We start from the raw sequence: 22530 nt of genomic DNA, 5'->3' as shown, positions 1-22530 counted from the left end.
ATAACCACCTCATAACAAGCTTATGGAAGATGAAGTGTAAAAGTCAGGTAGAAGAGAACTGTTCAATTATTTTTTTGTTGTAACTCAACTAGACTAACAATATTTTTAGTTATAGTAGTAAGAATTTCGAGCTCTGTTGTTTCTCTTGAATTTATAAGCACCATAAGTTCATTTATGATCTGTTTTCGATCCGTATTTTCGTCGAATTGAAAAAGTTCAAAGGGTGGAACTTTTAATGCTAGAATTATTTTTTCCAACGTCTCCAATGAAATATTTCGATCTCCACGTTCTACTCCACCAATATAACTGTAATGAAGTCCTGCTGCTTCTGCTAGTTGTTCCTGTGTCCATCCTTTAGCTTTTCTTAGTTCTCGTATTCGGTTTCCGACACTTTCTGGTAAACTCATGTAATCACCTCCACTTAAGGTTAGAAGAGGAGAGAATATCGTTACAGACCATTTTATACAAAATAAATACATATAAAACTGTACTTTTAAGTGCTTTTTATATTGACCTCCTTTTTTACTTTCTATACAATTGGTTGTAAATGGAAATATAAGGAGGGGCTACTCTTGAGAACTTCTATCCTGGAATCACTCAAACCGGACATCATTGTTGAAATGTTAGAGATGGCTGTGGCTTTTGAAAATTGGAAAAAGGTGATGGAGACGGCGGATATTTTGTACCAATGTGTACAGCGTATCTATGAAGAACGGCAGTATCATAAAGCAATGAAATTATCCATCCCGCATGTCAATTTAGAACGTCCGTTGGTATATTATTTTGGATTCAGTCACCTGATGTGTGGAATGGCTCACCAGAACCAGGGTGCATATGAGCAGGCAAGGGAGTGCATCTATAAGTATGCTGAGCTGGGGTGGATGGAGGATTTAAAGGAAGAAGACAATCAGGTTGTGGAGGAATTCAGGTTTTTAGCCAAAACTAATTTATATGCAGTAGATATTTTGTCCGGGAATATAGAGCTTGTTGAGGAATACGTAGCCTTTTTGCAGGATAATCTAGAGGAAATATTACCGGGGCTGAATACCATATTACAGGCAGCGCTTATGTATCATTTGGATGTAGGGGATACTTTACATACGTTTGCAGAGCAGATTGATGAATTTGAGAGTTATGAAGACGCAGAGAACATATCTTACTATTATAGCTACTGCTATCATTTGGCTTTGTACTATCGGTTGTACAATAAATTACAGGATGCAGTGAGGCTTACTTTACAGGCGATGCAACTAGCTGATCAGTCGGGTAACGATCGTAATTTCAAGAAATGTACAGCATTGTTCGAATCATTGCGGGAGTCAGCGACAGCGGAACAAATCAGCCAATATCGGCAGCTGCTAATGCAGTGTCTTGATGAATACGAAACGGATAGCATTTCATTGTGAAGAGCGTAAATGAATGATCCGCTATGATCTGAACAGGGAATAGGCTCGTAGTGGAGAGGAAATAGATAGGTAAGAAACGTTTCAGGTGCTAAAATAACTATGTTAAAAGTATCTTTCATGTATGGGCTCGTAAATGCGATTTTACATTATCATTCGACATAGATAGGGGTATGAAATTTGTTTATTCAGCTTATAGGTGTTGGCAAGTTAAAAGAGAAGTATTTGGTCATGGGCATTCAGGAATACGCTAAACGGCTGGGGCCATACATCAAGTTTCAAATGATCGAAGTAGCCGATGAAAAGGCTCCCGATACACTGAGCGAGGCGGAGGTTCGACAGGTCAAGGAGCGAGAGGGCGAGCGTATTCTTGCCCATGTGAAAAGTGAAGCACATGTTATTGTGCTCGCCATCGACGGCAAACTGTGGAGCTCGGAAGAACTCGCAGAGGAATTAGACAAGCTTGGCACCTACGGTACAAGCCATGTTGTCTTCGTCATTGGCGGCAGTCATGGTCTCTCTGACGAAGTCCTCCGCCGCGCCCAGCAGAAGCTGAGCTTCGGACGGATGACCTTGCCACATCAGTTGATGCGATTGGTGCTGGTGGAACAGATTTATCGGGCGGTGAAGATTAATCGAGGGGAACCGTACCACAAGTAGGAGGGAATTTCATTTTGTCAAGTTGAATTTACAATTCTCAAAATTTTTAATGTATAATAAAATTGGTTGTTTTGTCTATAAGGAGATTGTAAATTATGCATTTGGAAAATAACACTTTTGATAAAAATGAATTTCTTGAGTTGGTTGATAAAATTCGTAGAGAGTCGAGTGTTTCAATAGAGAATAGTAAACAAATTGAACTAGGACAGTACTTTACTAACACTAAAATCGCATCTCTTATGGCATCTATGTTTAACGATGGTAGAAGTGAAATTAGATTACTTGATGCAGGAGCTGGAGTGGGTTCCTTAAGCGCAGCATTCATCGCAGAAATGTGTTGTAGAGGAGATAGACCTAAAGAGATTTCAATTGTTGCATATGAAAAAGACCCAGTGCTGTTACCGTATTTATTTAAAACCAGAGATATTTGCAATAATACCTGCAAGCAATTAGGGATAAAATTAAATTGGGAAATATTGAACCACGATTTCATTAATGAAAGCATAACTCTCTTGGAAAAAGAAAAATTGGAAGGGAGGGAATTTGAACGATTTGATTGCGCAATTTTGAACCCACCCTATCGTAAGATCCATAGTAGTTCTTTGGAACGGAAATTTTTAAGAAGAATCTCAATTGAAACTTCTAATTTATATTCTGCCTTTGTCATCTTAGCAATACGCCTTTTAAAGAGCAATGGTGAGTTGGTAGCAATTACACCTAGAAGTTTTTGCAATGGACCGTATTTTAAATCTTTTCGAAAAGAAATGTTAAATGAAACAACATTTTTCCAAATTCATACTTTTGAATCGCGAAGGAGCATATTCAGTGACGATGGTGTACAACAGGAAAACGTAATTTTTAAATTAATAAAGGAAAAATTAAAAAATAATTATAATGTAATTATTTCGTCTAGTTTCGCAAATACAGATGAGATCGTTAAATACACTATACGCTATGATCAATTTGTACATCCTAATGACAAAGAATTGTTTATAAGAATATTAAAAAATGATTCAGGATATAAAATCTCAGATAAAATAGATAGGTTGGGGAATTCCATACAAGATCTAGGGATTTCAGTATCTACGGGTAGAGTAGTTGACTTTAGATTTAAGGAGTACCTGTATAACCAGCCATTACATGGAACAGTGCCGTTAATTTACCCTTTTCATTTTGAGGATGGATTTGTAAAATGGCCTAAACTCAATAGTAAGAAAGCAGATTTTATTCTTCAGAATGATATCACAGAAAAACTTTTATTACCCTCTGGATTTTATGTTGTAGTAAAGCGCTTTTCCTCAAAAGAAGAACCTAAAAGAGTTGTTGCAGCTATCTATGACCCTGAAAAAGTGATGTTATCAAAAGTTGGATTTGAAAATCATGTGAATTTCTATCACATTGAGGGAGAAGGATTAACTGAGAGTATAGCTAAGGGACTAACTGTATTTTTGAATTCCTCATTAATTGACTCATATTTTCGTCAATTCAATGGTCATACTCAAGTAAATGCAACTGATTTAAGAAATCTTAAATATCCTCGAATAGAACAATTAGAGGAATTAGGTAAAAGAGTAGGTAGCCAATTGCCTGAACAATATAAAATTGATTTAATGATAAATGAATTATTCGAAAATGGTGAATGTAATTATTAATAATTGGAGGAATAGCTCATGTCATTACAAGAAGAGATAGATAATAAGGCAAAAGAAATTCAAGCTGACGGTTATCCAATGTCAATTGGAGAACTGGCAAATATGTATAGGGATGGAGAATTACAAGTTAACCCTGAATTTCAAAGGTTTTTTAGATGGTCAGACTCCCAAAAAACTAAATTAATTGAATCAATACTTTTGGGAATACCAATACCACCAATATTTGTATCACATGGTGAAAAGGGAATATGGGATGTTATTGATGGTCTACAGAGATTATCGACAATATTTGAATTTATGGGTTTATTGAAATCTCCAGAGGATACGTTAAAGCCAGCTAGTAAATTATTAGGTACAAAGTTTTTACCATCATTAGAAAATAAAATGTGGGATAACCCTGATGATTTAGAAAATTCTTTTACCCAAGAATTAAGAATTGATTTTAAAAGATCCAAATTTGATATTAAAATAATAAAAAAAACTAGTGATAAAGATGCAAAGTACGAGCTTTTTCAAAGAATTAATACAGGTGGTTCAAAATTATCAGACCAAGAAATTAGAAATTGTCTATTAATAATGGTGAATAGGAGCTTTTATTTATGGGCAGCAGAACTAGTGAAGCATCAATCATTTATTAACTGTATTCCTCTTTCAGAAAAACAACAATTAGAACAGTTCAATATGGAAATTTTGATGCGTTATTTAGTTATTCGACATGCAGATTTAAATAAGATTAAAGGTAATGAAGACATTGGAGAGTTTATATCGGAGGAAATTATCGGTATAGCTGAAAATAAATCAATAGATCTACAAAAAGAAACAACAATATTCCACAAAACCTTTGATTACCTTGATAGAATTCTTTCTGATGATGCTTTTCGAAAGTTTGATGATGAAAAGATGAAATTTAAAGGTGCATTTTCAATGCCAGCATTTGAAGTAATTATTGCAGGTGTAAGTGAGAATATAAATGAAATTACTACCAAGCCCCCAGAGGAAACAATTCAGACAATTAAGAACATATATAAATCTCCTCAATATTTAAGTGTTACAACTAGAGGGGGGGCTCGCCCTATCACAAGATTGAAAGATCTAGCTACATTAAGCAAGGGAGTATTTATGAATGGCTGAGTACTCGCTCGAGAAGTTCCAAACAAAGCTTGATAAAAATATTTCTTGGAGAAAACGTGAGCTCACTATACTAAAAAATAATGTTGATGGATCAGAGGAAAATTTATTGGTAACTTCAATAAGAGCAGGAATAACACTATTGTATGGTCATTGGGAAGGATTTATTAAAACAGCTGCTCGAGAATATTTAAAATATTTAAACTGTCAAAATATAAAATGTACTGATATGAAAGATAATTTCATTACTCTATCAATGAAGAAAACGATAGTAAATTCGAGGCAATCTAATAAATCCTTATCGCATTCAGAAATAATAAGTGAGTTACTGTATGAGTCCGATAAAATATTTAATGTTGATGAAATGGATAAACTTATTGTAGATACTAATTCAAACTTAACTTATGAAATTTTAGAAGATATATTATTCAGTTTGGGCTTGGATTGTGAATATTTTGAGATGAAGGATAATTTTGTAAAAGAAAATTTAGTATTAGAACGAAACAAAATTGCCCATGGTGAATATGTGTTAATCGTAGACCCAAAAAAAGATAAAACCGATGAAGAAAAACGGGCAAAAGAAGAATTTGAAAATCTATATCATGAGATTCTAAAACTTATGGAGAAATTTAAAGAATTAGTATTTGATGCAGCTTTTAAGAAACAATATCTAAAATAGTTCCAAACTTAAATCATAAAAATAATACAGATTTTTAAAATAAAGGTCACCCAGTAGGATGACCTTTATTTTCTCTCTATAGATGTTACGGTGAACCGTATCATAAGTGACGGCAAGTTTTTGTTTTGGGTTGGCATAATAGATTCATTGTGTGTGAAGGGAAGGAGCTGCACGACACGACAAGGGAATAGATCATCCCTATGTAATCTTACCTGAAGAACAAGCGCCTAATGGTATAGAGCATTGTGAAATTTGCGAACTATCCAAGCAGCGGAATCGTGTCATCTGTGTTGAAGGAAATCCGAAGGCCACGCTTATGATGATTCTGGATAACCCCGGAGCCCGGGAGGATCGGGAAGGAAATTTGTTTCTATGCGGTACCCGAGAAACACCCCAATTCGGATTTCAGACCCATTTATTACAATAATTGCTTTATATATTAATCGAAAAGTTATTTTACTTTCCGATATCCTTATGTTTGCTATCTCTAATATGATGCATGCCACTACCAAGTTGAAGTTATATTGGCTTACCAGCAAGTTGTGAGCTCAAACCAACTCCTACCTACTCTCCCGATTTCTATGCTTTAATAAAATGAGCAGTATTAACAAGAAGCGTTGAAAGTGGGATTCTATGAAGCGACTAACGATTGGCCTGTTCGCCCATGTGGATGCAGGTAAGACAACTTTTGCGGAACAGCTGCTGTACCATACGCACAGTATCCGGTCGCGGGGGCGGGTGGATCATCAGGATGCGTTTCTGGACAGCCACGACATCGAGCGGGCAAGGGGTATTACGGTGTTCGCAGATCAGGCGGTAATAGAATATAAAGGAGACAGCTATTATTTAATAGACACGCCCGGACACGTCGATTTCTCCCCGGAGATGGAGCGGGCGATTCAGGTCATTGATTATGCCATCCTTATTGTAAGCGCAGTTGAAGGTGTTCAGGGCCATACTGAGACGGTCTGGCAGCTGCTGCGCAAGCATCGGATTCCGACGTTCTTCTTTATCAACAAGACGGATCGGATCGGCGCGGATGTAGGCAGAACCGAGGCGGATATCCGTCAGCAGTTGACGGGGGAAGTATGCTGCATTACACAGAGCTTCGCTGACGGCATAGTCGGCGAGCCACTGCGGGAGGCCATGGCGGAGCGGGACGAAGCCTTGCTGGAAGCATTCCTGGAGGGGAGAGAGGATTCGGGCTTCTGGCTGGAGGCTTTGCAGAGGATGATAGCGGCGGGTCTTCTCTTCCCCTGTGCTTGCGGCTCTGCGCTTCAGGATACAGGCGTCATTGAATTTCTGGATCAGCTGCATCTGTTGACGACAACCACTTATGACGAGAATGCTTCGTTCCAGGGGCGGGTTTATAAAATTCGGCACGATGCAGGCGGAGCGAGACTCACGTTCATTAAGGCGCTGGATGGTCGGCTGAAGGTGAGAGAACAGCTTAGTTACGAGAGCGGCGGGGTTCAATATGACGAAAAAGTTACGCGGCTCTTCATGTTTAACGGCCTTAAATCGCAGTCGGTGGAACAAGTGGAAGCCGGCGATTTATTTGCGGTTGCTGGATTGTCCGCCGCCGGGGCTGGACAAGGCCTGGGGTCGATATCGGACAAGTTAGCTTACGAGTCGGAACCGACGTTACAATCGAAGGTAGTATTCGACAATTCGATACATGTACAGAAGGTGCTCGGTGCTTTTCGCATGCTGGAGGCGGAGGAGCCGTCACTGAACGTCGTTTGGGATGAGAAATTGCAGGAGATTTCTATCCGCGTCATGGGATTGATTCAACTGGAAGTGCTGGAGCAGCTTGTTAAAGAGCGGTTTGGCTTTGCTATCTCTTTTGGACAGCCGGAAATCTTGTATAAGGAAACGATTCAATCGGCTGTGAAAGGGTACGGCCACTTCGAACCGCTAAGGCATTATGCGGAAGTGCATTTGCTGATTGAACCGGGAGAAAGGGGCAATGGCATCCTGTTCGATAGCAGGTGTCATGCCGATGATCTGAATGTCAGCTATCAGAATCTGATTCGGAATCATCTCTATGAACGGGAGCATCACGGACTGCTGACCGGCATGCCGGTCACCGACGTGAACATTACGCTACTGAGGGGTCGCGCGCATAAAGAACATACCCATGGTGGCGATTTTCGTGAGGCTGCCTTTCGAGCACTACGACAGGGCCTGGAGAAGGCGGACAACGTGCTGCTGGAGCCCTATTACGATTTCAAAATCAAGGTCGCTATTGATGAAATGGGCAGGGTACTGTCTGATATTCAACGTGCTTCAGGTATTTTTAATCCGCCGCAAACAACCGGAACGCAAGCGGTAGTCACGGGCCGGGTGCCCGTGTCGACTTTCATGAACTACAGTGCCGAATTTGCATCCTTTACGCATGGACGAGGCAGTATCCGCTGCGTGTTCAGCGGCTACGATCGCTGCCATAATACGGAGGAGGTCATAGAGCGGATGGGCTACCGCAAAGGGGCGGACCCACTGTATACCTCCTCCTCTATCTTTTGCGCCAAGGGGGCGGGTTACTCGGTGCCATGGGATGAGGCGGAGGCCAAGATGCACCTTGAATTAGAACCTTGAATGAGCTTGCTCTAATGGGGATGATACTCCAGGTAGGAGAGCAAGACCCATACCTCAAGTGACGGTAAAAATGTTGTAGTGAATGCAAAATAGTTCAAAAGAGGGTGTCTCAAAGCCGAAAAATAACGGAGAGACATCCTCTTTTATCATGAGAGAGTGAATCGCGCATATTTCCAGGATTCAGGTGAAAAGTAGATAGATTTAGGACAAACAATTTTTATAATGGAAATAAGATATATATTTTATAGGGCTAAGGGGCGAATGTCATGAAACCGACGCAAGGAATAGAGGCGCTGGCGGCAGAGATTGCCGATGTGGCTAGGACGTCCTTTCGCACTCTTTTTGAAAATGGCGAACGTTACTATTACTGCACGCTATTTACTACTGGAGAGGGACATGCGCCAAGCATCTCCGCCTGGTCATGGGAGGCCTTGGAGAGGGAAGCGGCCAGGCAAGGAGAAGAAGGTGACATGCCGGGGTCAACGATTGCGGAACTCATCAAATGGTCCTATGCCGATTCACCCTATTGTTGTTTCAGGGATGAGGACTTCGATGATGTTAAACAATTGTTTATGAGGCGTCCTTCTATTGCGGAGCTTGAAGCTGACGAATGGAATCGTGAATTTGATTCGAGGCTGAAGGCCATGGAGCTGGCGATGAAAATGCTCGATGGTGAAGGCGTGTTTGCCTTGAATCAACCGCGAGAGGCTGTATGCGTCCTTGTCGAGGTCATGCCGCCGGATGAGATCAATACCGAAATCGCTTTACGTTTGAATCGGGCGGAGTCTCCGGCTATGCAAGCATGGCTGGTGGAAGCAGCGGAGTAAGGGCATTCGCGTTTCTTGAGGGAGAGTTGTAAAATGCCTAATCATCAAGCGATTTTTGGCGTGCGTATGTCCTATTCGCACAAGCAGGCAGCCCGCCCCTGGCGTAAACTGAATTATAATCAGTGAGCGAGGTGAACTTCCATGGCACAATCGAAGGAGATGCGTGCACGGGCTAAGAAATTTCAAGGCCGTCCGGTCTGTGTCACCCTGCACAGCGGAGAGACCTACGTCGGCTACATCACCGACGTTAATCGCGGCGGGTTGATACTTGCCAGTGCTGGAGCTCCTCCACGCGCTTCTTCCGGGAGGCAAAATTCCCGATCTCTCAAACGCAGAGCCAGTTCGCATGCCCCGGGCGTCCGTCTCGGCAACCGGAAAAGCTGCGCACGTAAACCGTCTGGCCGTTCGCGCTCCCGCAAGCCGGACGCCAAGGTGTCGGCATTCCTGCCGATGATGGGCTCGCTGTTAGGCGGCCTTGGCGGCTCTACTGCAGGCGCAGGAGGGCTTGGCGGTATGCTCGGCGGCGGCTTGCGGCTGTTCGGCATGATCCAGAAATTTGTCCCGGTCGTGAAGATGGGCTACGGCATGATCAAGTCCATTCGCCCGTTTCTCGGCGCCGTTAAAGGCTTGATGCCCCCGGCCAGTCCGGCCACGCCGGATAACGAATAATCGTATATTTGTGAACTTTAAGCTCCCTTTGAGTGGTCAAAGGGGGCTAGTCTACAAACCATTATCACTACCACTGTCTAATCCAAATCGGTTTTAACTCGGAATAGCCCATTTCCTTTAGTAAATCCCAGGCATTATCCAGAACGTGAGGCTTCCCCTGGACCCAAAGTTCTTGTCGTTTTGCCATCAAGTAAGAGATGATTTCAGCAATATGCTTGGGTTTACCCAGATGGATGACAGTTTCTATTTCATTACTTTGGGCTGAAATGTCATAAAAGGACCAAAAAGTATGAGGTTCTTCTTCAGGAGGATTGGCCTGAAAGATGAGCGTGATTTTGATGTTTTTATTCTCTTTGGGAGATAGGTTTAGGATGAAGCGAGACCCGCCTGAGTACCAATAAACGAAGGCATAACCGTCGACCGTAATATTTCTTAATTGGCTTTTCATTACTTTCTCCCTCACTATATGTTGTTTAAAATGAACTGCATTTAATGAGTTTAATTAAATAATTATGTCGTTAATTTCCATGAAATGAGGAGTGACTACATGAATAACAAGGTGATTATAGTCTAATCCACATATAGGTTCCAATCATATGGATTTTTCCTGTGGTGCTCTAGATACATATCATTTTAAAGAGATACGACCCATAGAAAGAATAATAAAATTGCTGGATAAGCAAACAAAGGAAACCTGGCTATGGTCAACAGGAGGGTTCAAATATGTGGTTTAGGAAGAAAGAAACGCAACTGGATCGAATAAAAAACAAACTGAGTCAAGCTATGCACAAAGACGCGGATTTCTCAGTGTTTGGAGCATCCTCACATCAATATAGGGTTAAAGAGAAGCTTACAGCAAAAGAGCTGGCGGACTGGCAAGCCCACAATCAGGTTACACTTCCTGAGCCTTACGCGCTGTTTTTAACGAAAGTCGGCAACGGAGGCGCCGGACCCTATTATGGAATCTATTCAATTGGAAAGGCAACTTCCTACACCGAGCGCCAGGCACTCCTTGCAAAATCCGTTCTGCATCCCGGGATGACCAAAGAGGAATGGAACCATCTGATTGAGCCCCTGACCAAGGACGAGGACATTCCCGATGAGGAATACGACGCCACCTGTAATAAGGTGCTGGGCGGCATGTTGTGCATAGGCACCCAAGGCTGCGAATACGATATGTATCTCGTACTTGAAGGGAAATACAGGGGGAGAATTGTGTACACCTCCGATTTTCATCCCGATCATCCCTTTTTCTTTGTCTATGAAGACAGCTTTCTGGACTGGTACGAGCGCTGGCTGGATGAAATTATTCTGGATTATGATATCGGGTGGTTTGGTAGTCGAATGCCGGGTGATGAGAATGCGCTGATCCAGATTTATCAGAGCGCTCCAAATGAAGAAATCCAAGCCAAAGCGCTTAATGGAATGTTCAAGTTTAAGAAAGTCTCTCAGCCAACCCTTGGTTTTTTGAAGAATATTGCGGAGCAAAGCCCAAAGAATCGGACCATAGCCATTTGGCTCATCTGCAAAACTTCTTTTGACGCGGGTAGAAAATATCTTCTGGAGCTGTTGCAATCGGATGGGCATGAGGTTTTTCTGCAAGCTTTACAGATTCTGCACGCTTCCAGTAAAACTGAGGATTTAACGGAGTTTATTCCAGCGATCTTGCAAAGGCTTGACAGGATTCACGACCCGGAAACGTTGCGTTATGCAGGATACATCTTGGAGGATTATGGTGCGATTACTCTCCAGAACTTTGCGTCTTTCTTGTGTCACGCTGACCCGAAAATGCAAACCACTGCCATCTATGCCGCGCGCAGTTGCGAAAACAAGCTGGGAAGCTGGGAGATCATTGAACAGATGTTGATGGGGGGCGGCCCAGAGGTTCTGAATAACTCGATTTTATACTGGGGCATTATTCCACATGAAAAGTTGCTGCCTTACTATAAGGCGGTATGGCCGCAATATAAAAGCAATCCGAATTTCAAAGGAAAATTTATCGGTTGTTTGCGAGAACTGCATTTGCCAGATGATTATTTCAACAAAGACGAATGGTGAAGAAGGTGTACATGAATTATCTATAAAATGTAACCAATAAGGTTTAGAGTACCACCCTCAGATTGATGATCGGCACCTGCGAGCTCACCTTCGATTTAATTTTGACGTGGCGGAGCCTGAACATTCCGAAATCGGATTTACGAGGAAACCAAAAAAATGAAAAAGAGCTACTGACATCCCGTTGTCAGTAGCTTTTTTGTACATTAGGAGTATGCGAATAGCGCAGTGTTTGGAGATGGGGCGACCTTTCTCAAAATCTTATCATAGAGGTGGAATTTATTTATGAGCAATATCAATTGGGAAGTGGATCCGGACCACAGTTCCGTCGAGTTTTCGGTGACGCATTTAATGATTAGTAGAATTAAAGGAGTATTCGAGCATTTCCAAGCGATCTTGAGTTTTGACCCCAACGATTTAACAACCATGGGTATTCAGGCTTCCATAGATGCAAATAGTATTACAACTCGCCAATCGCAACGAGATGAACACCTGAAGAGCGACGACTTCCTTCATGCAGCCAAGTATCCAACCATTACGTTTCAAAGCACCAGCTGCGTCCTTGCTGGCGAAAGGCAATATGAACTTACGGGCAATCTAACTCTGCATGGAGTAACCAAACCCATCACTTTTCATACCGTTTTTGAAGGACTTAACAAGGACCCTCGCGGCCGGGAACGTGGAGGATTTCATTCAACAGCCAGTATCGAACGCAATGAATTTGGCTTGACATTCAACTCGCCTCTGGAAAAAGGTGGGGTTGTTGTCGGAAATGAAGTGAGAATCGAGCTTTATATCGAGGCAATTAGAATAGATTAGCAGTCCTAAAGGCCATCCTTTTAGCGGGGTGGTCTTTAAACTTGTCGTTACAGGTAGGGTGGTGGACCATATCACAAATAAGGGCGAAAATGTTGAAGCAAAATCGTTCAGAAACGAACCAAGACTAAGAGCTTACTAATAAGAATGTGGACTAAATGCTAATGCTTCGATAGAATATCATTCTATATTGTTGTATTCAGGATTTTATTAAGGCGGATTGGAGAAGTAATCATGGGAAATACGGATAAGTTTGAAATGATAGCTAATATATATGACACTTCTGAAAGAATTCAAATTGCAAAGGTATCATCTGATGCCATTCGTGAATATGTAGTTGACGCTAATAGTAAGAATGCTATTGATTTTGGGTGTGGAACGGGTCTTGTCGGAATGAGCTTGTTAAATGATTTTAATTCAATGCTTTTTCTGGATACTTCACAAAACATGATTAATCAAATAAAGCAAAAAATTACTGATCTTCATATTCAGAATGCAGATACATTATGTTTTGATTTTGAAAAGGAAGGTCTAACGGATTTACATGCTGACTATATTTTTATGGCTCAGGTTCTACTCCATATTCATGATGTTGAATTCGTTTTATCAAGGCTATTTGATGTTCTAAATGAAGGAGGACATTTACTAATCGTAGATTTTAATAAAAATGAAAAAGTAGTTTCAGATATAGTTCATAACGGATTTAATCAAGAAGAGCTGACTGACATTATGACTAAAATAGGATATAGAGATATTCAGTCGAAAACTTTTTTTAACGGAAGTAAAATATTCATGGGACAAGATGCATCTATGTTTATTCTTGATTCTCAAAAATAAAACTTTTAGGCAGAAATCAGCTCTCCTTACCGGAAACCATGTTTTGTGTCTTCTCATGCATCGCAGAGGGATTGGATCAAAAGCCGCTTGGCTCTGCAAAGACGATTACCATTACTATGCGATATTTAAAAAATGGCGAAGAACCAGTTGTTTTTCCTCATTAGGTTTGCAGACCGCTTTCGCCTTGTGTCATATGACATTATGGCACTGGTAGATTTGACATCAAGAGCCGTAGGATACGACTACTACTTGTAAAGGATGTGGGCTCTTTGATGACAAGAACCGTCGTCAGCTTTATTCAAAATGGCTATTTCCTACTGCTTACTTTCGCTACCGGATTGTTTTACTTTTGCTTTTATCTGGTCGCTCTTACATTAGGCTTGAGTCTTTCGTTTACCGTCGTGGGTGTTCCTCTGATTACTCGCATTTTGCGAACTACATACGCCTTCCTGCAATTTGAACGCACACAGACCAAGATCTATACGGACATTACCACCGAGCTTTACGTTAAACCAATAAACACCGATGCCTCTATCTGGCTTCAAGCAAGGAAGGAGCTGCTAAATCGGCGCAACTGGATTGCTATCGGCTGGCTGATGCTGAAGCTTCCGGTGGGTATTTTTAGCCTCATTAGTGCGGCCTTGCTTTATATAACTCCACTCGCAATGATTGCGACCCCGCTCCTCTTTCCGCTATTTAATTATTATTTTATGGGTTTTCTTATAGATACTGTGATAAAATCCATACTGGTTTCGGCCTCAGGAGTCGTATTCACTATGGTGAGCTATAGGCTTGCGAACAGCTTGACGCGTATGCTAGGCGGCTACACCCGTCTTATGATCAAGAGTGTGAACCGTTAACCGGAATGTCCCGGTCTGGATTTAAAAGTATTGTTGGATGATGTTCTGCTCTATAATAGTTACGTAATGTCATACTGATAGTTCTTAGGGGTTGATGTTTTTGTTCGATATGGTAAAGCAGTGGTTCTGGTACGACTGGTTCATGCTTATGATCCGCCTGATTTGCAGTACTTCTCTCCTGCTCACTATCATAGAGCGGCAAGCTCATTTCACGCTGCCGCTTGGGGTTCTTGTGTTTTGGCAGCTTATTGCTTTTTCCGTTCCCTGGCTGTGCTTGCAGCTCAATTATAGATACTACCTGCTTACCGAGATTGTGATCCCGGGCGGGCTGTGCTTGTATTTAGCTTCGTTTTTTCCGGAAGCCTACCTCACATTCCTGTTGTATCCATTTTTAATTGCCGCTAACAGCAAACAAAGAACATATCTTTGGTCAGGTCCTTTATCGGTATTGCTCCTACCCACTATAATTAAGCTGCTTGTAGAGCAGACTGATTTTTGGGTTATGACCATTCAATTCGGGACGGCTTATGCATTCGGATTTTCCTTCCATTTATTGATGGTCAATCATCGTCAAAGCGAAATTATACGCGAGCAAAATGCGGTGCTGGAGCAGTACTTGTCCCAAATCGAGCGCATCACGCTGGCCGAAGAGCGGAATCGGCTCTCCAAAGAGCTTCATGATACTGTCGGTCATGCCTACACTTCCCTCATTATGGGATTGGAAACCTTGCGCTTTGAGCTAGAGACGGATACAGGAACGAAACGGCTCGATTCCCTATTGAACCTGGCCCGGAAGAATATGGATGAAGTGAGAGGCTATGTGCATCAAATCGAATCGCCGCATGAAGAACTCCCACTGCTTCAGTCTTTGCGGAAGCTGGCAGAGGAGTTTCAGGAGCATGCTAAGGTGTCGGTTCGTTTCCAGGCCTTCGGAGAGGAATACCCTGTAACGAAGCAAGCGAAGATAGCACTGTATCGCTGCTTGCAAGAATCATTGACGAATGCCGTGCGTCATGGACACTCGACGGAGATTACGGTTTTGGTGCAATTTGAGCCTCAGCAGACGAGGCTCGAAATTAAGGATAACGGCCGCGGGATGGAACATGGACGGGATGGTTTCGGCTTGAACGCCATGAAAGAGCGAGCGATGAATTTGCAAGGTTATGTTGGCATCTATACCCAACCGGGCGAAGGCACCCTCGTTACCTGCACCCTACCACGGCAAACGGAGCTTAAGGATGAAGTCATCCGTCTGTTGGTCGTCGATGACCAGCCTTTTATCCGTGAAAGTCTGCGGACTCTTCTCGAGGAGCAGCAAGATTTGCAAGTCGTAGGGGTAGCAGAAGATGGCGAGCAAGCCATCGAACTGTGCAGGCAGGTTCAGCCTCAGCTGGTGCTTATGGATTTGGACATGCCGAACCTGAACGGAATCTCCGCATCCCGTACCATAAAACAAACATGGCCCCACATCCGCATCTTGATTCTCACCATGTTCGAAGATACTGGACAGGCTCTGGAAGCGCTGCGAAGCGGAGCGGACGGATACTTATTGAAGTCGATGAAGCCGGTAGAGCTCGCCGAAACAATACGCACGGTCTATCGCGGAGGCACGCTGATCGATCAGGAGATGTCGCACAAATTGTTTGCACAGCTGCAAGCCGCCAAGAGCGGGGAAGATCCGTCGACAACTCAAGTGGCCGCGACCTATGATTTAACTCCACGGGAGCTTGAAATTTTACAGTCCGTGTCGAAAGGACTGCGATATAAAACCATTGCCTCCAAATTGTATTTATCTGATGGTACGGTTAGAAACTATGCGTCATCAGTCTATCTGAAGCTGGGGGTTCGCAACCGGGAGGAAGCGGTGCAAAAAGCCCGGGAGGCAGGGCTTCTGGAATAAACCTTACGGCTCTATGCGGATTTCCGTTGAATATGGAGAAAGCTAAGAAACAAGCGGCAGCATCAGCAGCCGCTTGTTTCTTATTGTACAAGAAAACCCCCAGTTTGATCGGGGGTTCAGGAAACCTTATATAAAGTATCATTATCTTACTTTTTCCGGTTAACCTTTTGAATTAGTGACTGATTGGCAACGTATAGTAATTAAATGCTTGATCCAACAAGGCACTGGCTTCTTGACGCTTCAAAAGCTGTTTGGAGCGGAAATCTATGGAGCCGTCTGAATTGATCTTGGTATCCGGGTCCATGATACCTTGGGAAACAAGAGCTGTGACTGCTTTAACTGCCCAAGCATCCGTTTCGCCACTCCATTTAACCTTAGTTCCAGGCTCAACCTGTTTCAGGTTCTGGATCATTACCGCCGCCATTTGTCTAGTGATAGGAGAATTAGGCTGATAATTACGTAGTCCGGCCATCATCTGCTTCTTATTCGGTTCAATCATGAAAGGTTGCTTATACCACCCATGGGCGCGCAGCAGCACTTCTGAGAATTCTCCCTGAGTCATCGTTCCTTTCGGATCGAAGAGGTTGGCTGACTTTCCGCTCATGACTTTCAAAGCATTAAGGTTGTTTATATATGAAATATATTTACTACCCGCAGGTACATCAGAAAATGGTGAATCAATGTTTATTTTTTGCGCATAAGCAACGAGATCTGGGAGCTGCATGTAATACAAATATGTAATATGGCCTGCTTCATTTTTATTAAACGTCAATTTATTACCTGATTCATCTTCAAATAATAAAGGGTGGATCATTTTTAGTGTATGTTTGCCTGATGTTCCTGTCTCCATTATTAATTTCCCGTCCGAATACGAAACCTTCGTCCTTAAGGCAGCGATACGCGTGTTTTGGTATAATCCCACGTAGTCTTGAGCCTGCTGCTCACTTATTTTTGCGTAGGTTGACTTTGGAACTTCTGATTTTCTCGGATAATAATGGTTCATAAATTCCTCATACACGTCAAGACTCATCATGGAGTCGTTATTGTAGGACATGTACATCGCTGTATTCTTCTCAGGCAGAATAACAATCAAGGAAGAATGCCCTGTAACATTTCCTCCTTTTAGAATCACATGCTGATTATTCATCTTCTCTTTGAAGTAGCCTTCGAATCCAATTGTTGTAACCGGGAACTCCTTGTCAGGGAATAATTGGTATGTGTGCATTTGCTCTATGCTCTTTGGACTCACCACTTCTTTACCTTTGTACTTGCCTTTGTTCAGGTGCATCATGAGGTACTTCGCCATGTCATCTGCTGTTGAAACCATACCGCCTTCAGGTTTTTCCGTTGGTTTAAACCCGTCCAAGGGTATCAGTTCACCTGTTGGTCCATAGTGAGCAGCCATTCTGCTTAACAATTGGGGGGTAAACCGCACATTCGTCGAAGTCATGCCTAACGGTTTGAAAATATTCTTTTCCATGTATCGGGAATATGACATGCCCGTTACGTTTGCTACTGCATATCCGGCTAGCATGAAACCAAAATTGTCATAAGTGTACGCTTCTCCTGGAGGCCTGACAACAGTTGGCATATTTGCTGCAATGTACTTCTTCATTGGAAAATATTTGTCCGCGTATTCTGGATGCATTTCCATGAGAATATCTGGTTCATCAAATCCACTTGAATATGTAAGTAGATCAAACATCGTCAGTTTTTTTCCTGTTTTATTCGGAACCTTTATTCCTCCTAAATACTCTTGGATATCGTGTTTTAAATCCATTTTCCCCTTATCGACCAACTGCATAGCTGCCAATGCAGTGAATGACTTTGTAACAGAGCCGATTTGGAAAACGGTATTTTTATCAACAGGAATTCTTTTTTCCCTGTCGGCATAACCGTAACCTTTGCTTAGCATCACTTTCCCACCCGTGACGACCACAAAATTAGAACCAACTGTATTAAACTTCTTCATCTTGTCCGCAAAAACACCATCTGCAAAAGCTTCTAGTTCCTTGACATTTCGCGGCCCCTCCAAGCTAGCCTTTTCAGATGCAACTGGTGCGTTAACGGGTGCGGCAACTGACGCGCCGTTGGGTGCCATACAGGCGGTAGTTATCGTAGCAGATAACAGTAGAATCGCGAGATTGGTGTGAATCATTTTTTTCATGAATGATTTCTCCTTGAAATGTATTTTTGCCTCATAGCGTCCGGCAAAACCAAGTATGGCAAAGGACTTGTCATACCAACAAGTTACATTTCGTCACCGACCCATACCAGTCACTTCAAAGTGTCATATGACAATTAGGCACTAGGTGCCTAGTGTTCAATGGTAATATCGTTTTTGGGTGTGTCCATTTGATTGTTCACAATGAATGTTGGACCCCTTCACTTCAGTTTCTTCTTTACCGTTTCTCCTTCAATTAACACAGGTTGATAATAGGTGTGTTTGCGTAGATCTTTCTTCCCTTGCAGTTTCTTGATAACCCAATCGGCGGCATCACGTCCCATTTGTTCCTGTGGGTGTGTTAATGTCGTTAGTTTGATGTTTGCATTCTTGGAAATATAGGAATTATCTTGACCAATAATGGATATGTCTTCAGGAACAGATATACCAAGTTGTCTGCATACATGTACAACTTCTAATCCTACCTCGTCGTTATAGCAGACAATTGCGGATAACCCGTCTCTTTGTTCGGTTAGGAATTTTTTTAAGTTGGTGGACAGGTCTTGCTTCGTCTCTGTATAGAATGAGAGCACTTGCTCTGGGTAAAACCGTAATTTGGCTTCTCCCAGCGCCTTGATATAGCCCTTCATTCGATGCTTTCCTTGTAAATCGTCCATTTTGGCAATGATACCAATGTGTGTGTGTCCGTTAGCAATCAATTCTTTTGTTGCCAGATAGCTGGACTGTACGTCATCGAGACAAAAGAAGGGAACTTCCAACTCTTCATAATAAGCATTAATCATGATAAACGGAACATCCTGCTCCTTGAACGTCAGATAGTAAGAGATATTGGGATTATATAGATTGCTCTTCGTAGGCTCAATGATCAAGCCATCCACACCAAAGGACAACATCATCTCTAAAGCTTTCTTTTCCTGTGCGACATCATTATTTGTACTAGCTAATAGCAATGAATAATTATCTTCATTCAATCTGGCTTCAATCCCGCGAATAATAGAAGGGAAGATGTAATCGGAAATGTAGGTTGTGATGACTCCGATGGTTTTATTACTGGAATTTCCGCCGTTTTTTGATCGAAATTGGTTACTGACATAAGTGCCCGATCCTTTTTCACTTCTTAAAAAACCCTCGTTGGATAGTTCTAAAATTGCCTTACGTACCGTCTGGCGGCTAACTTTATACATATCCTGCAAAGCCGATTCCGTTGGAATTTGTTCTCCTACGCTGTATGCTCCTGATAGAATGTTGCTCTTTATATCCTCAAGGATGACCTGATACTTTGGTTTCACTTTATTCCTTCTTTCCTGGTTGTCCTAATACTAATTTACCTACCCATAATATTTGTATGTACATATCTTAGCATAATTATGAACTATTATAATCCATAGCCTAACATGTATAAATACTGAAGGCCAAGTGGGGCAAGTTGTACCCGAAGGAGATGCGGTCCTGGGTTTGCCAACGATGTTTTATATCAGAAGCTGCTTGAAGCCCATATTACGTTATTGTCACACACCTAATAAACCTAAAAGGCGAAAAAAGGTTGAGCAGATTTTATCTTGCTCAACCTACATTCATAAATACAAATTCCTATTAACAAAAACTGAAAAAACATTAAAAAACAATGGTAGGCATTTGTATAATATGCTTCTCAAAGGGCGGAATTGCTAATCGCCGCTTTAACACAAGTGGCAAGAATACTTCGTCCACAATCTCAGCAATCGTCTGACACCTCTCCTCGGTCAACGGCTCGCTGTAGCACTAATAATGGGTTCATGAGAATATTTGTAGGTATAACTATGTATTCACGTTGACAAATGTACGAACAAAAAATATACTAAGGTTGTAAATTAAAGAAAGCGCCTTCTTTCAATTATTGCGATTATAACAGTTGTTCAGAGAGAGGAGTAACGTGAGCATGGATCAAGACATTAAACAAGCGATTACTAAGGGAGAAACCTCACTTGGTATCGAATTTGGATCCACACGTATCAAGGCAGTGCTGATTGATCATCATTTTGAAACCATCGCATCTGGAAGCTATGAGTGGGAAAATCTCTTGGTGGACGGTTATTGGACGTACAACTTAGAGAGTATTATTACGGGTCTGCAAGAGGCCTATAGTGAAATGAAGCAAGAGGTTGAACGAAAATATGGGATTACCCTTCGTACCGTTGGTTCTATAGGATTCTCTGCAATGATGCACGGCTATATGGCTTTTGACAGCAAGGGCGAGTTGCTTGTTCCGTTCCGGACTTGGCGGAATGCGACAACCGGTGCTGCCGCAAAAGTGTTAACTGATAAATTCCAATTCAACATCCCTGAGCGATGGAGTATTGCTCACCTGTATCAAGCGATATTGAACGAAGAGCAACATGTCCCTCAGATTGATTTTATGACGACGTTAGCTGGATATATTCACTGGCTGCTGACTGGCAATAAGGCTATTGGCGTCGGAGATGCTTCGGGCATATTCCCCATTGATGAGACTACACATGATTATAACGAATCGATGGTTAAGCAGTTCGATGAACTCATTGCAGCCAAAGGTTACGATTGGAAGCTAGAAGCAATTCTCCCTAAAGTTTATATTTCAGGCGAGCAGGCAGGTGTACTAACCGCCGCGGGAGCTAAAATCTTAGATAAATCTGAAGATTTACAACCAGGTATTCCGCTTTGTCCTCCAGAAGGTGATGCGGGAACAGGGATGGTCGCTACGAATAGTGTGAGAAAACGGACGGGCAACGTCTCTGTGGGAACCTCGGTTTTTGCCATGCTTGTATTAGAGAAGGACCTTTCAGCGGTATATCCGGAAATTGATCTGGTGACTACACCGAATGGTAATCCGGTCGGAATGGTTCATGCCAACAACTGTTCAAGTGATATCAATGCTTGGCTGGGATTGTTCCGTGAATTCTCTGAGGCAATGGGGCAAAAGGCGGATCCGAATCAATTGTTCAGTGTGCTGCTGAACAAGGCTTTGGAAGCAGATCCAGATGGCGGCGGTTTACTCAGCTATGGCTATTTGTCAGGGGAGAATATCACCGGAATAGAGAAAGGCCGGCCATTGTTTGTCCGCTCTCCTGAAAGCCGTTTCAATTTGGCCAATTTCATGCGGACTCATCTTTTCACTGCGTTTGCTGCTTTGAAAATCGGAATGGATATTTTGACAAAGAAAGAAAATGTCGCAATTGACAGCATTCTGGCTCACGGTGGTTTATTTAAAACCCCTATCGTCGGACAAAAAATTGTTGCGGCTGCCATGAATGTCCCGGTATCCGTGATGTCAACAGCCGGAGAAGGCGGGGCGTGGGGGATTGCTATTCTGGCTTCTTACATGATGAACAAGGATCAACAAGAAAGTCTGGAAGACTTCCTCGACCAAAAAGTATTTAGAGATGTTGAGGGGCAAGAAATTTCTCCCGACAGTTCCGACGTTAAGGGATTTGAAGCATTCATGGAACGCTACACACAAGGCCTGGCGATTGAACAGGCTGCTGTAGATAATCTAGTGGAAAACTGGAGGAATTGACGTGTTAGAGCAACTGAAAGAAGAAGTATATCAAGCCAATCTGGATTTGCCTAAACATGGACTCGTGAAATACACCTGGGGTAACGTAAGCGCTGTTGATCGTGAGAGCCGCTTATTCGTTATCAAACCAAGTGGTGTTAGTTATGACACGATGAAACCTAGCGATATGGTGGTTGTTGATTTTGATGGCAATGTTGTTGAAGGAGAAATGAGACCTTCGTCAGATACACCGACTCACGCCGTACTTTATAAGCATTATGCAGAGATCGGCGGTATTGTACACACGCATTCGACTTGGGCGACCATTTGGGCTCAAGCAGGCTTGGATGTACCTGTAATGGGGACTACTCATGCAGACACCTTCTATGGTTCTGTTCCTTGTGCCCGTTTCTTGACACAAGAGGAGATTGATCGTGGTTACGAAGCGGAAACCGGACGTGTCATCATCGAAACTTTTGAGCAGCGCGGGCTGGATATTTTAGCAGTGCCGGGTGTTCTGCTTAAGGGTCATGCTCCCTTCACTTGGGGCAAAGATGCAAAATCGGCAGTCATGAATAGCGTCGTGTTGGAAGAAGTTTCGAAAATGAATTTATTCGCACGAGAATTGAATCATTTTGCTGAAGAATTGCCGCAGCGCATTCTAGATAAACACTATTTACGCAAACATGGGAAAGACGCGTACTACGGGCAAAAGTAATATAAATTAAAAAATTAAGAAAAGAGGATGAA

The 22530-nt window shown here is 42.4% G+C and carries 19 protein-coding genes; 15 read left to right on the top strand and 4 right to left on the bottom strand.

What is annotated here, in order from left to right:
* Positions 1 to 62 precede the first annotated feature (62 nt).
* The gene (locus tag ACUYLD_RS13880) at positions 63 to 407 is read right to left on the bottom strand and encodes a helix-turn-helix domain-containing protein (protein ID WP_446675314.1); all 345 of its coding nucleotides are present in this window, start codon (positions 405 to 407) and stop codon (positions 63 to 65) included.
* Between the two features lie 165 nt (positions 408 to 572).
* Between ACUYLD_RS13880 and ACUYLD_RS13875 the strand changes: the two genes are divergently transcribed.
* The 8 genes from ACUYLD_RS13875 to ACUYLD_RS13840 all read left to right on the top strand — a co-directional run bounded on the left by ACUYLD_RS13875 (position 573) and on the right by ACUYLD_RS13840 (position 9616).
* A complete protein-coding gene (locus ACUYLD_RS13875) occupies positions 573 to 1406 on the top strand; it encodes a DNA-binding protein (RefSeq protein ID WP_446675313.1) in 834 nt (277 codons plus the stop codon).
* Positions 1407 to 1583: 177 nt separating this feature from the next.
* On the top strand, positions 1584 to 2063 hold the full coding sequence (rlmH, locus tag ACUYLD_RS13870; protein WP_013312768.1) for a 23S rRNA (pseudouridine(1915)-N(3))-methyltransferase RlmH: 480 nt from the start codon (positions 1584 to 1586) through the stop codon (positions 2061 to 2063).
* A 95-nt stretch (positions 2064 to 2158) separates the two neighbouring features.
* Positions 2159 to 3715 carry an Eco57I restriction-modification methylase domain-containing protein gene (locus tag ACUYLD_RS13865; RefSeq protein WP_446675312.1) on the top strand — a complete coding sequence of 519 codons (1557 nt, stop codon included), beginning with the start codon at positions 2159 to 2161 and terminating at the stop codon, positions 3713 to 3715.
* A gap of 18 nt (positions 3716 to 3733) precedes the next feature.
* Positions 3734 to 4846: a GmrSD restriction endonuclease domain-containing protein gene (locus ACUYLD_RS13860; RefSeq protein WP_209940709.1), complete on the top strand. Its 1113-nt coding sequence runs from the start codon at positions 3734 to 3736 to the stop codon at positions 4844 to 4846.
* Positions 4839 to 5522, top strand: coding sequence for an MAE_28990/MAE_18760 family HEPN-like nuclease (locus ACUYLD_RS13855; protein WP_209940708.1), 684 nt, complete (start codon positions 4839 to 4841; stop codon positions 5520 to 5522). The genes ACUYLD_RS13860 and ACUYLD_RS13855 overlap by 8 nt, the downstream gene beginning before the upstream one ends.
* Before the next feature lie 633 nt (positions 5523 to 6155).
* Positions 6156 to 8120, top strand: coding sequence for a GTP-binding protein (locus ACUYLD_RS13850; protein ID WP_446675311.1), 1965 nt, complete (start codon positions 6156 to 6158; stop codon positions 8118 to 8120).
* A gap of 266 nt (positions 8121 to 8386) precedes the next feature.
* On the top strand, positions 8387 to 8947 hold the full coding sequence (locus tag ACUYLD_RS13845) for a DUF4303 domain-containing protein (RefSeq protein ID WP_446675310.1): 561 nt from the start codon (positions 8387 to 8389) through the stop codon (positions 8945 to 8947).
* A gap of 141 nt (positions 8948 to 9088) precedes the next feature.
* Positions 9089 to 9616 carry a hypothetical protein gene (locus ACUYLD_RS13840; RefSeq protein ID WP_254349793.1) on the top strand — a complete coding sequence of 176 codons (528 nt, stop codon included), beginning with the start codon at positions 9089 to 9091 and terminating at the stop codon, positions 9614 to 9616.
* Positions 9617 to 9683: 67 nt separating this feature from the next.
* Here the strand turns inward: ACUYLD_RS13840 and ACUYLD_RS13835 are convergent, their stop codons facing one another.
* Complete coding sequence (locus ACUYLD_RS13835) at positions 9684 to 10064, bottom strand: hypothetical protein (RefSeq protein ID WP_446675309.1); 381 nt, start codon at positions 10062 to 10064, stop codon at positions 9684 to 9686.
* Between the two features lie 275 nt (positions 10065 to 10339).
* Between ACUYLD_RS13835 and ACUYLD_RS13830 the strand changes: the two genes are divergently transcribed.
* The 5 genes from ACUYLD_RS13830 to ACUYLD_RS13810 all read left to right on the top strand — a co-directional run bounded on the left by ACUYLD_RS13830 (position 10340) and on the right by ACUYLD_RS13810 (position 16084).
* On the top strand, positions 10340 to 11674 hold the full coding sequence (locus tag ACUYLD_RS13830; RefSeq protein ID WP_446675308.1) for an SMI1/KNR4 family protein: 1335 nt from the start codon (positions 10340 to 10342) through the stop codon (positions 11672 to 11674).
* A 282-nt stretch (positions 11675 to 11956) separates the two neighbouring features.
* The gene (locus ACUYLD_RS13825) at positions 11957 to 12490 is read left to right on the top strand and encodes a YceI family protein (RefSeq protein ID WP_446675307.1); all 534 of its coding nucleotides are present in this window, start codon (positions 11957 to 11959) and stop codon (positions 12488 to 12490) included.
* A 231-nt stretch (positions 12491 to 12721) separates the two neighbouring features.
* The gene (locus ACUYLD_RS13820) at positions 12722 to 13324 is read left to right on the top strand and encodes a class I SAM-dependent methyltransferase (protein WP_254326347.1); all 603 of its coding nucleotides are present in this window, start codon (positions 12722 to 12724) and stop codon (positions 13322 to 13324) included.
* 272 nt (positions 13325 to 13596) lie between these two features.
* Positions 13597 to 14184, top strand: coding sequence for a sensor domain-containing protein (locus tag ACUYLD_RS13815; RefSeq protein ID WP_446675339.1), 588 nt, complete (start codon positions 13597 to 13599; stop codon positions 14182 to 14184).
* Positions 14185 to 14284: 100 nt separating this feature from the next.
* Positions 14285 to 16084, top strand: coding sequence for a response regulator (locus ACUYLD_RS13810; protein WP_446675306.1), 1800 nt, complete (start codon positions 14285 to 14287; stop codon positions 16082 to 16084).
* A 172-nt stretch (positions 16085 to 16256) separates the two neighbouring features.
* On the opposite strand, the gene ACUYLD_RS13805 is transcribed toward ACUYLD_RS13810, so the two are convergent.
* Together ACUYLD_RS13805 and ACUYLD_RS13800 are read right to left on the bottom strand one after the other, a co-directional pair.
* Complete coding sequence (locus ACUYLD_RS13805; RefSeq protein ID WP_446675305.1) at positions 16257 to 18251, bottom strand: serine hydrolase; 1995 nt, start codon at positions 18249 to 18251, stop codon at positions 16257 to 16259.
* Positions 18252 to 18469: 218 nt separating this feature from the next.
* Positions 18470 to 19558 (bottom strand): substrate-binding domain-containing protein, encoded by a 1089-nt coding sequence (locus tag ACUYLD_RS13800; RefSeq protein ID WP_446675304.1) that lies wholly within the window; start codon positions 19556 to 19558, stop codon positions 18470 to 18472.
* Positions 19559 to 20187: 629 nt separating this feature from the next.
* Between ACUYLD_RS13800 and ACUYLD_RS13795 the strand changes: the two genes are divergently transcribed.
* Positions 20188 to 21801, top strand: a complete 1614-nt coding sequence (locus ACUYLD_RS13795) for a xylulokinase (protein ID WP_446675303.1) — start codon at positions 20188 to 20190, stop codon at positions 21799 to 21801.
* A 1-nt stretch (position 21802) separates the two neighbouring features.
* A complete protein-coding gene (locus ACUYLD_RS13790; protein WP_068939259.1) occupies positions 21803 to 22498 on the top strand; it encodes an L-ribulose-5-phosphate 4-epimerase in 696 nt (231 codons plus the stop codon).
* Positions 22499 to 22530 lie beyond the last annotated feature (32 nt).

It is taken from the genome of Paenibacillus sp. SER-28, from assembly GCF_052906305.1.
This window is presented reverse-complemented; position numbering and strand designations above follow the sequence as displayed.

Bases quoted from the DNA above. Each gene is read 5' to 3' on its own strand.
- ACUYLD_RS13880 (WP_446675314.1), bottom strand. From the start codon at position 407: ATGAGTTTACCAGAAAGTGTCGGAAACCGAATACGAGAACTAAGAAAA.
- ACUYLD_RS13865 (WP_446675312.1), top strand. From the start codon at position 2,159: ATGCATTTGGAAAATAACACTTTTGATAAAAATGAATTTCTTGAGTTG.
- ACUYLD_RS13860 (WP_209940709.1), top strand. From the start codon at position 3,734: ATGTCATTACAAGAAGAGATAGATAATAAGGCAAAAGAAATTCAAGCT.
- ACUYLD_RS13855 (WP_209940708.1), top strand. From the start codon at position 4,839: ATGGCTGAGTACTCGCTCGAGAAGTTCCAAACAAAGCTTGATAAAAAT.
- ACUYLD_RS13850 (WP_446675311.1), top strand. From the start codon at position 6,156: ATGAAGCGACTAACGATTGGCCTGTTCGCCCATGTGGATGCAGGTAAG.
- ACUYLD_RS13845 (WP_446675310.1), top strand. From the start codon at position 8,387: ATGAAACCGACGCAAGGAATAGAGGCGCTGGCGGCAGAGATTGCCGAT.
- ACUYLD_RS13840 (WP_254349793.1), top strand. From the start codon at position 9,089: ATGGCACAATCGAAGGAGATGCGTGCACGGGCTAAGAAATTTCAAGGC.
- ACUYLD_RS13835 (WP_446675309.1), bottom strand. From the start codon at position 10,064: ATGAAAAGCCAATTAAGAAATATTACGGTCGACGGTTATGCCTTCGTT.
- ACUYLD_RS13830 (WP_446675308.1), top strand. From the start codon at position 10,340: ATGTGGTTTAGGAAGAAAGAAACGCAACTGGATCGAATAAAAAACAAA.
- ACUYLD_RS13825 (WP_446675307.1), top strand. From the start codon at position 11,957: ATGAGCAATATCAATTGGGAAGTGGATCCGGACCACAGTTCCGTCGAG.
- ACUYLD_RS13820 (WP_254326347.1), top strand. From the start codon at position 12,722: ATGGGAAATACGGATAAGTTTGAAATGATAGCTAATATATATGACACT.
- ACUYLD_RS13815 (WP_446675339.1), top strand. From the start codon at position 13,597: ATGACAAGAACCGTCGTCAGCTTTATTCAAAATGGCTATTTCCTACTG.
- ACUYLD_RS13805 (WP_446675305.1), bottom strand. From the start codon at position 18,251: ATGAAAAAAATGATTCACACCAATCTCGCGATTCTACTGTTATCTGCT.
- ACUYLD_RS13795 (WP_446675303.1), top strand. From the start codon at position 20,188: ATGGATCAAGACATTAAACAAGCGATTACTAAGGGAGAAACCTCACTT.